General features: G+C 73.3%; 13 protein-coding genes. 5 read left to right on the forward strand and 8 right to left on the reverse strand.

The genetic code is table 11. From position 1 onward, the window contains the following. Positions 1-221: 221 nt before the first annotated feature. Positions 222-905: a DNA-3-methyladenine glycosylase gene (locus RKE29_RS21650; RefSeq protein WP_312007196.1), complete on the reverse strand. Its 684-nt coding sequence runs from the start codon at positions 903-905 to the stop codon at positions 222-224. 227 nt (positions 906-1,132) lie between these two features. On the opposite strand from RKE29_RS21650, the gene RKE29_RS21655 reads away from it, so the two are divergent. Continuing rightward, complete coding sequence (locus RKE29_RS21655) at positions 1,133-1,915, forward strand: sporulation protein (RefSeq protein WP_312007197.1); 783 nt, start codon at positions 1,133-1,135, stop codon at positions 1,913-1,915. Positions 1,916-1,997: 82 nt separating this feature from the next. On the opposite strand, the gene RKE29_RS21660 is transcribed toward RKE29_RS21655, so the two are convergent. After that, complete coding sequence (locus RKE29_RS21660; protein WP_312007198.1) at positions 1,998-2,414, reverse strand: barstar family protein; 417 nt, start codon at positions 2,412-2,414, stop codon at positions 1,998-2,000. An 83-nt stretch (positions 2,415-2,497) separates the two neighbouring features. On the opposite strand from RKE29_RS21660, the gene RKE29_RS21665 reads away from it, so the two are divergent. After that, positions 2,498-3,037 carry a YbhB/YbcL family Raf kinase inhibitor-like protein gene (locus tag RKE29_RS21665; protein WP_312007199.1) on the forward strand — a complete coding sequence of 180 codons (540 nt, stop codon included), beginning with the start codon at positions 2,498-2,500 and terminating at the stop codon, positions 3,035-3,037. Positions 3,038-3,153: 116 nt separating this feature from the next. Further along, positions 3,154-3,657 carry an HNH endonuclease gene (locus RKE29_RS21670; RefSeq protein ID WP_312007200.1) on the forward strand — a complete coding sequence of 168 codons (504 nt, stop codon included), beginning with the start codon at positions 3,154-3,156 and terminating at the stop codon, positions 3,655-3,657. 139 nt (positions 3,658-3,796) lie between these two features. Here the strand turns inward: RKE29_RS21670 and RKE29_RS21675 are convergent, their stop codons facing one another. From RKE29_RS21675 to RKE29_RS21685, 3 genes are all read right to left on the reverse strand, one after another. Beyond that, entirely contained in the window at positions 3,797-4,753 is a 957-nt protein-coding gene (locus RKE29_RS21675) for an SPFH domain-containing protein (protein WP_312007201.1), read from the reverse strand. A gap of 145 nt (positions 4,754-4,898) precedes the next feature. Beyond that, positions 4,899-5,324, reverse strand: a complete 426-nt coding sequence (locus RKE29_RS21680) for an NfeD family protein (RefSeq protein WP_312007202.1) — start codon at positions 5,322-5,324, stop codon at positions 4,899-4,901. A gap of 95 nt (positions 5,325-5,419) precedes the next feature. After that, entirely contained in the window at positions 5,420-6,211 is a 792-nt protein-coding gene (locus tag RKE29_RS21685; RefSeq protein WP_312007203.1) for an ABC transporter ATP-binding protein, read from the reverse strand. Between the two features lie 108 nt (positions 6,212-6,319). Here RKE29_RS21685 and RKE29_RS21690 point away from each other — a divergent pair, with 108 nt between their 5' ends. Beyond that, complete coding sequence (locus tag RKE29_RS21690) at positions 6,320-7,102, forward strand: hypothetical protein (RefSeq protein WP_312007204.1); 783 nt, start codon at positions 6,320-6,322, stop codon at positions 7,100-7,102. A gap of 243 nt (positions 7,103-7,345) precedes the next feature. Here the strand turns inward: RKE29_RS21690 and RKE29_RS21695 are convergent, their stop codons facing one another. Then, entirely contained in the window at positions 7,346-7,975 is a 630-nt protein-coding gene (locus tag RKE29_RS21695; RefSeq protein WP_312007207.1) for a response regulator transcription factor, read from the reverse strand. 76 nt (positions 7,976-8,051) lie between these two features. Then, positions 8,052-9,209 (reverse strand): GAF domain-containing sensor histidine kinase, encoded by a 1,158-nt coding sequence (locus RKE29_RS21700; RefSeq protein WP_312007205.1) that lies wholly within the window; start codon positions 9,207-9,209, stop codon positions 8,052-8,054. A 424-nt stretch (positions 9,210-9,633) separates the two neighbouring features. Here RKE29_RS21700 and RKE29_RS21705 point away from each other — a divergent pair, with 424 nt between their 5' ends. Next, the gene (locus RKE29_RS21705) at positions 9,634-10,494 is read left to right on the forward strand and encodes a transglycosylase SLT domain-containing protein (protein ID WP_312007208.1); all 861 of its coding nucleotides are present in this window, start codon (positions 9,634-9,636) and stop codon (positions 10,492-10,494) included. Positions 10,495-10,628: 134 nt separating this feature from the next. Here the strand turns inward: RKE29_RS21705 and RKE29_RS21710 are convergent. After that, positions 10,629-12,770, reverse strand: a 2,142-nt coding sequence (locus RKE29_RS21710) for an ATP-binding cassette domain-containing protein (RefSeq protein WP_312007206.1), incomplete at its 5' end; no start/stop codon positions are given.

The following is a 12,770-nucleotide window of genomic DNA, read 5'->3' on the forward strand; positions in this document are numbered from 1 at the left end:
CCGGGCGCTTCCCTTCGGTGTGACCACTACATTAGCCGATTTTCCGTCCGAGTCCTAATCAGTGATCCCGATCAGGATTCGGGGCCAGCATTCCGGGCATACCGAAACGGAGACCCCGTGGAGGGAAGTTCTTCAGAGGTGGTGGCCCGCCGCCCGAGGCTGCGGTGGAGCGGCCCGAGGCCGTGCTCGCACTGCTGCTCTCTCCAGCGGCTTGGGCAACGTTAGGCGCCGCGCCGTCGAGAGTCAAGTTCGGCCTGACGGTGTGTCGGCCCGCGGCGGCGCGGCACGTGGGCGCGGTAGGGGCTGACCGTCGGGTCGCCCTCGACCCAGTAGCGCCAGGGGTGCGTCGCACCCTCACCGGCCACGCCCGTGCGCGGGCCGGTCAGCACCCGCTCGGGCACGACGGGCTCCCCGGCGAGTATCCACATCGCGGACTCCGGTCCCCCGCACACGTCCGTGCCGTTGAGCCGGCGGTCGACGCCGAGGGCCGTGGCCAGCCGGGCCGGGCCGCGGGCCAGCTCGCGGTCGTTGCGGGCCTTCGGGCGCCGTTCACGGGCCCGGTCCAGGCCGGAGACGATCTCCCCGGCGCGCAGCAGCACACCGCTCGCGGTGCCCTCGGGGCCGCACACCAGGTTGAGGCAGTGCCACATGCCGTAGGTGAAGTACACGTAGGCGTGTCCCGGGGGGCCGAACATCACCGCGTTGCGGTCGGTGCGGCCCCGGTAGGCGTGCGATCCGGGGTCGGCCTCGCCCGCGTACGCCTCCACTTCGGTGAGGCGCACGGCTATCGGCCCGCGCGGGGTGGCGCGTACCAGGACGCGGCCCAGCAGGTCCGGGGCGACGGCGAGTACGGGGCGGTCGAAGAAGGCGCGGTCCAGCGGCGTGGGGGCGGGCTCGGAAGTCACGCGCTCCGAGCGTAGTGCAACGGGTGGAGCACGGAATTGTGCTCGCCGTGGGTGCGGCGCGGACCAGCCGTCCGGTGCCAGGCTGGACGGGACCGCGGTGGGGAACCGCCCGCCGCGGTCCCGTGGTCCTACGGTGCACGGGGTCCGCGGGGCCCGGAGGACTTGTAGGGTTCCCCGGTCCGACGGCGATCGAGCACGGCGCAGGCGCGTCCGGTGAGAGGGAGAACATGGGCTTCAAGAAGCTGCTCGCGAGTTTGGGTGCCGGTGGCGCTTCGGTGGAGACGGTGCTGACCGAGGCGAACGTGGCCCCGGGCGGTGTCGTACAGGGCGAGGTGCGGATCCAGGGCGGTTCGGTCGCGCAGGACGTCGAGGGGCTGTCGGTCGGCCTTCAGGCGCGGGTCGAGGTGGAGGGCGGCGACCAGGAGTACAAGCAGGACGTCGAGTTCGTCCGGCAGCAGATCGGTGGCGCGTTCCAGGTGCAGCCGGGCGCGGTGCACGCGGTGCGGTTCGGCCTGGAGGTCCCGTGGGAGACGCCGGTCACCACGTTCCTGGGCCGGCACCTGACCGGGATGAACGTGGGGGTGACGACGGAGTTGCAGATCGCGCGCGCCGTGGACTCCGGCGACCTGGACCCGGTCAACGTGCACCCGCTGCCCGCCCAGCAGGCGATCCTCGACGCGTTCGGCACGCTGGGCTTCCGGTTCAAGGGCGCGGACCTGGAGCGCGGGCACATCCGCGGCACGCGCCAGCGGCTGCCCTTCTACCAGGAGATCGAGTTCTACGCGCCGCAGCAGTACAGCGGGCTCAACCAGGTCGAGCTGTCGTTCGTCGCGGACGACCGGGCGATGGACGTCGTCCTGGAGATGGACAAGAAGCCGGGCCTGTTCACCGAGGGCAGCGACTCCTTCCGGTCGTTCACCGTCGGCCTGCACGACTTCCAGAACACCGACTGGACCGCGTACCTGAACCACTGGCTGGCCGAGGTGGGCGGCAAGCGCAACTGGTTCTGAGGCGGCCGCGCCGCCGGGGTGCGGCGGACGGCGTCGCGCGGGGGTGCGTCCCGGACCGGCCGGTCCGGGACGCACCCCCGTCTCACGCGTCCCCGGGCGCGCCGTCCGGGTCGTACGGGCCCTGCGGACCGTCCGGGTCTTCGGCGCCGTCGGGGGTCTCGGGGTCGTAGCGCACCGTCATCGGCGTGTCGCTTCCGCCCCAGTACGCCTCGGCCTCGGCGAAGATTCCCGCCGCGGTCGCGGCGGCCTCGGGCGCGGCCGTACGGAACTCCTCCCATCCCCGTACGCGCAGCAGGTAGCTCCCCGGGCGGCCCCACCAGGACAGGTCGGTGAGGCAGTCGGCCAGGGCGTCCCAGTTGCGGCCGAACCAGTCCGGCAGCTGGAGGTCGCGGGCGCAGGCGGCCAGCAGGCCCGCCTTGTCCGACACGCCGGTGAGGTGCAGGTCCGCGGTGTGGCGGTGGGGTCCGGGCGGGGACTGCGACGGGGGGTTCGCGGTCATGGCGCCATCGTGTCAGGCCGTGCGGTGATCTCGTTAGGCTGGCCGCGCATGCGACCCAAGCGAGCAGCAGGAGGTTTGACAACGTGTCCGAGCAGAAGCGGCGTCCCCTGCCCCACGACTTCCACCCGCCGGTGCCGTCGTTCACCGTGGTGAGCGACGACGTGCCGGAGGGCGGCACGCTCAAGGCCGACCAGGTGTACGCCGAGGGGAACACCTCACCGCACCTGCGCTGGGAGGGCTTCCCGGAGGAGACGCGGAGTTTCGCCGTCACCTGCTACGACCCGGACGCGCCGACGGGCAGCGGGTTCTGGCACTGGGTGCTGTTCGACATCCCGGCGACGGTCACCGAGCTGCCGGCCGGTGCGGGCGGCGGCGCGTTCGAGGGGCTGCCCGAGGGGGCGGTGCACGTGCGCAACGACTACGGTTCGCGCGACTTCGGCGGCGCCGCCCCGCCGCCCGGGGACGGGCCCCACCGCTACGTGTTCACCGTCTACGCGGTGGACACCGGGAAGCTGGGCCCGGACGCGGACGCGACGCCGGCGGTCGTCGGCTTCAACCTGCGCTTCCACACCCTGGCGCGCGCCCACGTCATCGGCGAGTACGAGACGCCCGCGCAGGGCTGAGCCGGGCCCGGGAGCGGCGTTAATTGCGTTGTCCCAGCCCGTGCCGCCGGTCACAGTTGATCCCAGTCCGCCACCGGATGGCGGGCTGGGGTGCCGGGTGCGGGGAGGTGGGCGACGTGCGCGAGACGCTGGTGCTGAACGCGAGCTTCGAGCCGCTGGCGGCCGTGTCGCTGCGGCGGGCGGTGGTGCTGGTCCTTCAGGACAAGGCCGTGGTGGAGCAGGCCCACCCCGCGCTGCGGGTCCGTGCGGCCGCCGTCGACCTGCCCCTGCCCCGGGTGATCCGGCTGTGCCGGTACGTGCGCGTGCCGTTCCGAAGACGGGCTCCGTGGTCGCGGCGCGGCGTGCTCGTACGGGACCGGCACGCCTGCGCGTACTGCGGGCGGCGGGCGACGACCGTGGACCACGTGGTGCCGCGGTCGCGGGGCGGCGGGGACACGTGGCTGAACACGGTGGCGTCGTGCGCGGAGGACAACCGCCGCAAGGCGAACCGCACTCCGGAGGAGGCGGGCATGCGGCTGCTGCGCGCGCCGTTCGAGCCGACGCCGGCGGACGCGCTGGTGCTCGGGCTGGGGGCGGCGGCGGGCGCGGGTCTGCCGGACTGGCTGGCGCGGTCCGCGTAGCGCGCGGCCCGGCCGGGTCCCGGCGGCGTGACCGGTGTCCCTGGCGGGCCGCTCCGCCGGAACGGGACGCCCCCGGCCGCCGCTCGTGGGAGCGGCGGCCGGGGGCGGGGTCGCGCGGTGGCAGTCGGTCGATCCGCGGTCAGTCGATCCGGGGCTGCTCGCGGCGCGGGGGCTCCTTGCCGCCCGCCGCCGCGCCGCCGTTGTTCGGCGTGCCGCCGCTGAGCGGGCCGAAGTTGCCGATGGCGCCGCCGAGTCCCTTGAGCGCGTCGCCGATCTCGCTGGGCACGATCCAGAGCTTGTTCGCGTCGCCCTCGGCGATCTTCGGAAGCATCTGGAGGTACTGGTAGGACAGCAGCTTCTGGTCGGGGTCTCCGGCGTGGATGGACTCGAAGACCGTCCGGATCGCCTGCGCCTCGCCCTCGGCGCGCAGCGCGGCGGCCTTGGCCTCACCCTCGGCGCGCAGGATGGAGGACTGCTTCTCACCCTCGGCGCGCAGGATCTCGGACTGCCGCACACCCTCGGCCTGGAGGATCGCCGCCCGCTTGTCACGGTCGGCGCGCATCTGCTTCTCCATCGAGTCCTGGATGGAGGTGGGCGGCTCGATGGCCTTCAGCTCGACGCGGTTGACGCGGATGCCCCACTTGCCGGTGGCCTCGTCCAGCACGCCGCGCAGTGCCGCGTTGATCTCCTCGCGGGAGGTCAGCGTGCGCTCCAGGTCCATGCCGCCGATGATGTTGCGCAGGGTGGTGACGGTGAGCTGCTCGATCGCCTGGATATAGCTGGCGACCTCGTAGGTGGCTGCCCGGGCGTCGGTGACCTGGTAGTAGATGACGGTGTCGATGTTCACGACCAGGTTGTCCTGGGTGATCACCGGCTGGGGCGGGAAGGGCACGACCTGCTCCCGCAGGTCGACCCGGTTGCGGATCGTGTCGATGAACGGGACGACGATGTTGAGGCCCGCGTTGAGGGTTCGTGTGTAGCGGCCGAAGCGCTCCACGATGGCGGCGCTCGCCTGGGGGATGACCTGGATCGTCTTGATGAGTGCGATGAACACGAGCACCACCAGGATGATCAGGACGATGATGATCGCTGCCACAGCGGCTCCCCGTGCCCTTCATACTTCCGGCTGATCAGGATGATCGGCTCTTTCTCGGTTGAGAGTCTTTCAGATCACCGGTGCGCCGCGCAGCCTGGCCGCGCACCCGGCTGAGGCCGGTGCGCCGCGCCCCCAGGCCGGCGGCTCACATGACGACGGCCGTGGCACCGTCGATCTCCACGACGTCGACCTGCTGGCCCGGCTCGTACACCTGGTCGGAGTCCAGCGAGCGCGCCGACCACACCTCGCCCGCGAGCTTGATCCTGCCGCCGCCCCCGCCGTCGACCCGCTCCAGCACCACGGCCTGACGGCCCTTGAGCGCGTCGACGCCGCTCACGAGCCCGGGCCGGTGGCGGTTGTTGCGGGCCGCAACGACCCGTACGACGGAGATCAGCGCCACCGAGACGATGCTGAAGGCCACCACCTGGAGCACGAGCCCCCCGCCGAGGGCGTCGGTGACGGCGCCCGCCACGGCGCCGACCGCGAGCATCCCGAACTCGGGCATCGCGGTCAGCACGAGGGGAATTCCCAGCCCTACGGCGGCGACCAGCCACCACACCCACGCGTCCACGGGGTCATGGTAGTTGCCCCCGTCCACATTGGGACAGAGCGCGGATCAAGAACCGCGGCGCGCGGCGCGGTCCGCCGTACGGTGTGTCACGCGCGTCACTTCAGGGGCAGGCCCTGCGCGGTCCAGCGGTCGCCGGTGCGCTCGACGATGAGCGGGAGTCCGAAGCAGCGCGACAGGTTGCGCGCCGACAGCTCGGTCTCGACCGGGCCCGCAGCGAGCACCTGCCCCTGACGGATCATCAGGACGTGGGTGAAGCCGGGCGGGATCTCCTCGACGTGGTGGGTCACCATGATCATCGAGGGGGCGTACGGGTCGCGGGCCAGGCGGCCGAGGCGGCGCACCAGGTCCTCGCGGCCGCCGAGGTCGAGCCCGGCGGCGGGCTCGTCGAGCAGGAGCAGCTCGGGGTCGCTCATCATGGCGCGCGCGATGAGCGTGCGTTTGCGCTCGCCCTCGGAGAGGGTGCCGAACGTGCGGCCGAGGTGGTCGGTCATGCCGAGGCGGTCCAGGAAGGCGCGGGCGCGGTCCTCGTCGACCGACTCGTAGCTCTCCCGCCAGTGCGCGGTCATGCCGTACGCGGCGGTGAGCACCGTCTCCAGGACGGTCTGGCGGCGGGGCATCTTGTCGGCCATGGCGATGCCCGCCATGCCGATGCGCGGGCGCAGCTCGAAGACGTCGACGCGGCCGAGCCGCTCGCCCAGGATGCGGACGGTTCCGGCGGTCGGGAAGAGGTAGCTGGAGGCGACGTTGAGCAGCGTGGTCTTCCCGGCGCCGTTCGGGCCGAGGATCACCCAGCGCTCGCCCTCCTTGATCGACCATGAGACGCCGTCCACCAGAGCCCGACCGTCGCGGACCACGGATACGTCCACCAGCTCCAGAACATCGCTCATGAGCGCGCTGTCTCCCCTTGCGTCATCGTATGAGGCGTGCCCCGGTGGGCACGGCCCGCAGGGAAAACCTACGCCACGATTGTCGGTACCAGTCCTTAGGCTGGTTCCATGCTCGATGAACCACGCTCAGGGCGGCTCACCGCGTGGGGGAACGCCCTCCTTGCCGGACTGGTCTCCCCGGACGAGGCCGCCGACCGCATCACCGGCGGCGACTCGCCGCACCGGGTCGCCGGACTGCCCGGCGAGACCGGCCAGGTCGGGCTCACGCTGGCGCTCGGCCGGCTGAGATCGCTGGGCGCGCGGGGGCTGCGCGCGGCGCTGCCCATAGCGGGGCATCCGCTGGGCCTGAGCGGCCCGCCCGAGTTCAACGCGCGGGCGCTGGAGGCGGGCGAGGCGGTCGTCGCGGCGGGTGTGGCGCTGGGCCTGGTGCCCGAGGAGGGCCTGGAGGGCGAGCTGGTGTGGCACTGCCTTCCGGTGCGGGAGGCGCCGCCCGCCGACGTGCCGTCGCTGGGCGAGGCGGAGCGGGAGCTGGCGGAGGCCCTGCGGGAGGCCACGGAGGTGCTGTCCCGGCTCGACGTGGCGGGGGCGGGCCCGGTCACCCAGGCGGCCCTGGAGGCGTACCGGGCGCGGGCCGAGCGCGGCCGCGAGGTGCTGGCACCGGGCTACCCGCCGCGCGCCCTGCGGGTCCTGGAGCTGGCGCAGCGGGTGGCCGCGCTGGTGGGCATCGCCCACGCGTCGGACGCGGCGGGGCGGGAGCACGGTGCGGCGGTGAGCGCGTCGGAGATGGCCGCGCGGGCCGAGGCGCTGCGGCCGGTGGAGCGCACGGCGCGGCGCGCGCAGGTGGCTGCGTACAACGCGTTCGTGGAGGAGCGGGAGCGGGACCGGCAGTGACGGCGGGGCCGGGTCCGGGTCCGGGTGCGGGGTCCGGGTGCGTTTTTCACCCGGGGGTGGACCGGTCCGTGATGCCGGTTGCCCGGCGGCGTCCGGCAGGTGGACGAGCGCGGGTCCGTGTCGCCTCCGGTACGCCGGTGGGGGCGTACGGCGGCCCGTGACGTACGGCAGGCGGTAGCGGCACCAGGCCGCGGGCCGCCAGGCCGGGGCGTACGGACCCGTGGGGGCGGTCGGCGGAGCGGGTCAGGCGCCGATCCCGTGGCGCACCGCCCACAGCGCGGCCTGGGTGCGGTCGGCCAGGTCCAGCTTCATCAGGATGTTCGACACGTGCGTCTTGACGGTCTTCTCCGACAGGACCAGGGCGCGGGCGATCTCCCGGTTGGAGCGGCCCTCCGCGATCAGGGTGAGCACCTCGCTCTCCCGTTCGGTGAGTGAGGCTCCGCGCCCCGGGCCGCCGCCCGTCTCGTCCTGCGACAGCAGCGCGCCCGCCACCTCGGGCTGGAGCAGCACGTGCCCGGCGTGTACGGACCGGATGGCGCCGGCGAGGGCGTCGGGGTCGATGTCCTTGTAGACGTAGCCCGCGGCGCCCGCGCGCAGGGCGGGGACGACGGTGCGCTGCTCGGTGAGGCTGGTGACGACGAGCACCCGCGCGGGGTTGGCCAGCTCGCGGAGCCTGCGCAGGGCCTGGATGCCGTCCGTGCCGGGCATTTTCACGTCCATCAGCACCACGTCGGGCCGCAGTTCCTCGGCGCGCGCGATGCCCTCGTCGCCGTCCGACGCCTCGCCCACCACCTCGATGTCGTCCTGCACTTCGAGGAAGGTGCGCAGGCCGCGCCGTACCACCTGGTGGTCGTCGACCAGCAGCACGCGGATCGCGGGCCGCCGGGCGCACTCGGCGGGCGGGTCGGCGGGCCGGGGGGACGCCTGCGGCGCGCCGCGCGCCGGAGTCTCAGCCACCGGGCACCTCCATCTCGATCACCGTGCCCGTGCCGGGAGCCGACTCCACGGTCAGCGCGCCGCCGACCGCGCCGGCCCGGTCGCGCATGGACACCAGGCCCAGGTGCCGGCCCGCCCGCCGTACGGCCGACGGGTCGAAGCCGCGGCCGTCGTCGGCGACGCGCAGCAGCATGCCCTGCCCGTGCCGGTCGAGGGTGACGTCGACGCGCCCCGCGTCGGCGTGGCGCAGCGCGTTGTGCAGGGCCTCCTGCGCGACCCGCAGCAGCGCCTCCTCCTGGGCGGCGGGCAGCGCCCTGACCCCGTGGGCGGTGAAGGTGACCCGGGCGCTGTGGGCGCGGTCGAGGACCTGCACCTGGGTGCGCAGGGTGGCGGCGAGGCCGTCCTCGTCGAGGGCGGCGGGGCGCAGCTCCACGACCGCGGCGCGCAGTTCGTCGGCCGCCTCGGCGGCCAGGGCCGCGACCTGCTGGAGCTCGCCCTTGGCGCGGCCGGGGTCGCGGTCCACGAAGGCGGCGGCGGCCTGGGCGGTCAGCCGCAGGGAGAAGAGCTTCTGGGAGACGGCGTCGTGCAGCTCGTGGGCGAGCCGGGCGCGCTCCCTGGCGATGGTCAGCTCGCGGCTGCGCTCGTACAGCCGGGCGTTGGTGAGGGCGATGGCGGCGTGCTGGGCGAGGATGCCGAGCAGTTTCTCGTCCTCCTCGGTGAATCCGCAGCCGCCGCTGGGCCGGGCGCAGTTCTTGTTGGCGAGGAAGAGGGCGCCGAGCACCTCGTCGCCGTCGGCGATGGGCAGGCCGATGAAGTCGCCGAGCTCCGGGTGGGCGGCGGGCCAGCCCTCGAAGCGCGGGTCGTCGCGCACGTCGGCGAGCCGCTGCGGGGTGGCCTCCTTGAGCATCGCGGCGAGGACGCCGTGCTGGCGGGGCAGCGGGCCGATGGCCTTCCACTGCTCGTCGCTGACGCCGTCCACGACGAACTGGGCGAAGCCGCCGTGGTCGTCGGCCACCCCGAGGGCCGCGTACCGGGCGTCCAGCAGGTCGCGGGCGGAGGCGACGATCGTCTTGAGGACGTCGCGCACCTCCAGGTGCCTGCTCATGGCCAGCAGGGCGCTGCTGACGCCCGCGAGGCCGGCGCCGCGCCCGCTTCCGCGTCCGTGGCTCATGGCCTCACCGTACCGGCGGCGCGGCGGCCGGCGGATGGGACCGGCGGCCGCCTTCGGACTCGGTCCAGCGGCCTAGGACCGGCCGGCCCGGAGGCGCCTACGGTCCGCGTGGGTCCGCGTACGGTGTGCGAGGCCACCCGGCTCCGGGTGTGAATCGGAACATAGGGCGCAGATCACGTACGAACGGGATTAGTGGGCTCGTATCGCCGTCGAGCGAGCGTGATACGGCGGCCGGTGGGCGGGCTCGGCGCGGGCGCTACGACCCGGCTTCGTAGGTCACACCTTTGCCTCCCGTTTTTGCGACCGCTAAGAATTTTCCCGTCGCAAGGCGCCGTGGATCGAGGACGAGGACGGCGCTTCCCCGCGCCGATCCGGCGATCGCGATCGATTGCGAGTCCAGCGTTTGGAAGAGGTCCACCGCACCATGCACGCCACCGCCCGTACTGGCCGATCCGGCCGCGCCCGTCTGAACCGTCTGACCCGCCTGCCCCGATACCACCGGCTCTCCGCGGCCGGCCTGGCCGCGGTCGGTGTCACGGCGGCGACGTTCGCCCTGATCCCGGGCCAGGCCCAGGCCGCGGACCACGGCCAGGAGCTGCCGGCGAAGTCCGCCGCGTGGAACCGGTCGGCTCCGGCCGGCCAGGACGCGCAGGACGTCCTGCGGCAGGCCGATCTCGTCGCCCACCACGCGCGGGACGAGGCGGCCGCCAGGAAGGCCGCGGAATCGGGCCCGGCCGCCGGGGCCGACGCGGACAAGGCCGTCGCGTCCGCGAAGGACCGCGACGCTCGCCGGCCCGCCGACCGGGACGCCACGCGGGCGGACTCCGCCGGCAAGGGCGCGGGGCGCGAGGACACCGCGCGCAAGGGCACGCCGCGCAAGGGCGCCGCCGAGGACGGCGGGCGGGACGCGCACCGTGAGCGGGGCCGCGGCGGCGAGCACCGGCCGGCCGGCCGGAAGGCGTACGCCGACAACCTCGACGGCTGGATCCGGCAGGCCCTGGACATCATGAAGTCCAAGGGCATCCCGGGCAGCTACGAGGGCATCCACCGCAACGTCATGCGGGAGTCCCGCGGCGACGTGCGGGCCATCAACGACTGGGACATCAACGCCCGCAACGGCGTCCCGTCCAAGGGCCTGCTCCAGGTGATCCCGCCGACGTTCACGGCGTACCACGTGGCGGGCACGTCCTGGGACATCTACGACCCGGTGGCCAACATCACCGCCGCGTGCAACTACGCCGCGCACCGCTACGGGACGATCGACAACGTCGATTCGGCCTACTGAGCGCGTCGGGCGGGTACTAGTAACGACACACCGAAGGGCGGCGCGCACCTTTATGGCGCGAAGGTGCGCGCCGCCCTTCGGCGTGGCCGCCCGCGCGGGCCCCCGGCGAGGCCCGCGCGGGACGGCAGGCGGGTCTACTTGCCGCGCATGACCTCCGGCTCGTGGCGGCGCAGCAGCTTCGCCACGACGAAGCCGCAGGCGACGCCGAGGGCGATGAGGACGAACATGTCGAGGGTCCACTGGCCCGCGCTGTGGTCCCACAGCTGGTCCAGGTCGTTCGGCTTCTTGCGGTCCCAGGGCGCCATGATGCGGGAGAGGTCCACGGTGCCGCCCGCCGCGCCGACCGCCCAGCGGGAGGGCATCAGCCACGCGAACTGCTCGACGCCCGGCGATCCGAAGATCTTGAACAGGATGCCGGTGAAGACCACCTGCACGATGGCGAACATCACCAGCAGCGGCATGGTCTTCTCCGCGGTCTTCACCAGCGAGGAGATGACCAGGCCCACCATCATCGAGGCGAAGCCGATGGCGATGATCGCCAGGCACAGCTCGGCGGCGGGCGGGAAGATCACGCCCTCGTCCGGCAGCTCGCGCGTGGACAGGCCGATGCCCGTGAGGATCACGCCCTGTACGGCGGTGATCACACCCAGCACGATGATCTTCGACATCAGGTACGCGGACCGGGACAGGCCGACCGCGCGCTCCCGTTCGTAGATCACCCGCTCCTTGATCAGCTCGCGGACGGAGTTGGCGGCGCCGGAGAAGCACATCCCGACGACGAGGATCAGCAGGATCGGGCCGGCCTGCTGGTTGAACTGGCCCGGGGGCGCCGGCCGGAGGCCGAAGTCGGCGGGGACCAGGACGCTGACCACGCCCAGGACGGCGGGCAGGATCACCATCAGGCCCATGAAGCCCTTGTCGGAGGCGATCACCGACAGGTAGCGGCGGATCAGCGTCCACAGCTGCGAGCCCCAGGTCTGCGGCTTGTGCACCCGCGCGGGCGGGCGCTGGACGCGGACGTGCTGCGGCGCGACGGCGTCCACGTCCGCGGCGTACAGCTGGTAGTGCTGCGAGCCGCGCCAGCGGCCCGACCAGTCGTGGTCGCGGTAGTTCTCGAACGCCGAGAAGACGTCCGCCCACGTCTCGTAGCCGAAGAAGTTCAGCGCCTCCTCGGGCGGGCCGAAGTAGGCGACCGAACCGCCGGGGGCCATCACCAGCAGCTTGTCGCACAGCGCCAGCTCGGCGACCGAGTGCGTGACCACCAGCACGGTGCGGCCGTCGTCGGCGAGGCCGCGCAGCAGCTGCATCACGTCGCGGTCCATGCCCGGGTCGAGGCCGGAGGTGGGCTCGTCCAGGAAGATCAGCGACGGCTTGGTGAGCAGTTCCAGGGCCACGGACACGCGCTTGCGCTGGCCGCCGGACAGCGAGGTGACGCGCTTGTCGGCGTGGATGTCCAGCTTCAGCTCGCGCAGCACCTCGTTGATGCGGGCCTCGCGCTCGGCCTCGGCGGTGTCGCCGGGGAAGCGGAGCTTGGCCGCGTACCGCAGCGCGCGCCGCACGGTCAGCTCCTTGTGCAGGATGTCGTCCTGCGGGACCAGGCCGATGCGCTGGCGCAGTTCGGCGAACTGCTTGTAGAGGTTGCGGTTGTCGTACAGCACGTCGCCCTGGTCGGCAGGCCGGTAGCCGGTGAGCGCGCGCAGCAGCGTCGACTTGCCGGAGCCGGACGGGCCGATGACCGCGACCAGCGACTTCTCCGGGACGGTGAAGGAGACGTCCTTCAGGATCTGCTTGCCGCCGTCGACCGTCACCGTCAGGTGGCGGGCCGAGAAGGGCACCTCGCCGGTGTCGACGAACTCTTCGAGGCGGTCGCCGACGAGCCGGAAGGCGGAGTGGCCGACGCCGACGATGTCGCTGGGGCCGATGGCCTGGTGCCGGACCGGCTGGCCGTTGACGTACGTGCCGTTGTGGCTGCCGAGGTCGACGATCTCGAAGCGGCCGTCGGGCAGCGCGCGGAACTCCGCGTGGTGGCGCGAGACCTGGAGGTCGGCGACCACCAGGTCGTTCTCCAGGGCGCGGCCGATGCGCATGACGCGGCCGACGGCGATGTGGTGGAAGGTCGTCGGGCTGCGGTCGCCGTGGCCCGACGGGGGCGCCTGCCGGGGCGGCTGGGCGGCCGGCGGAGCCGCGTACGGGGGCGGCGGCGCCTGGCCTCCGGCGGGCTGCGGTGCGGCGGGCTGCTGGGCCGGGGCCGGGTAGGGCGCCTGCTGCGGCGCGGC

This window comes from Streptomyces sp. B1866 (assembly GCF_031932565.1).
Lineage (GTDB): Bacteria > Actinomycetota > Actinomycetes > Streptomycetales > Streptomycetaceae > Streptomyces.

Excerpts from the sequence above, each read along its gene's own strand:
- RKE29_RS21655 (WP_312007197.1), top strand. The coding sequence starts at position 1,133 with ATGGGCTTCAAGAAGCTGCTCGCGAGTTTGGGTGCCGGTGGCGCTTCG.
- RKE29_RS21660 (WP_312007198.1), bottom strand. The coding sequence starts at position 2,414 with ATGACCGCGAACCCCCCGTCGCAGTCCCCGCCCGGACCCCACCGCCAC.
- RKE29_RS21685 (WP_312007203.1), bottom strand. The coding sequence starts at position 6,211 with ATGAGCGATGTTCTGGAGCTGGTGGACGTATCCGTGGTCCGCGACGGT.
- RKE29_RS21690 (WP_312007204.1), top strand. The coding sequence starts at position 6,320 with ATGCTCGATGAACCACGCTCAGGGCGGCTCACCGCGTGGGGGAACGCC.
- RKE29_RS21700 (WP_312007205.1), bottom strand. The coding sequence starts at position 9,209 with ATGAGCCACGGACGCGGAAGCGGGCGCGGCGCCGGCCTCGCGGGCGTC.
- RKE29_RS21705 (WP_312007208.1), top strand. The coding sequence starts at position 9,634 with ATGCACGCCACCGCCCGTACTGGCCGATCCGGCCGCGCCCGTCTGAAC.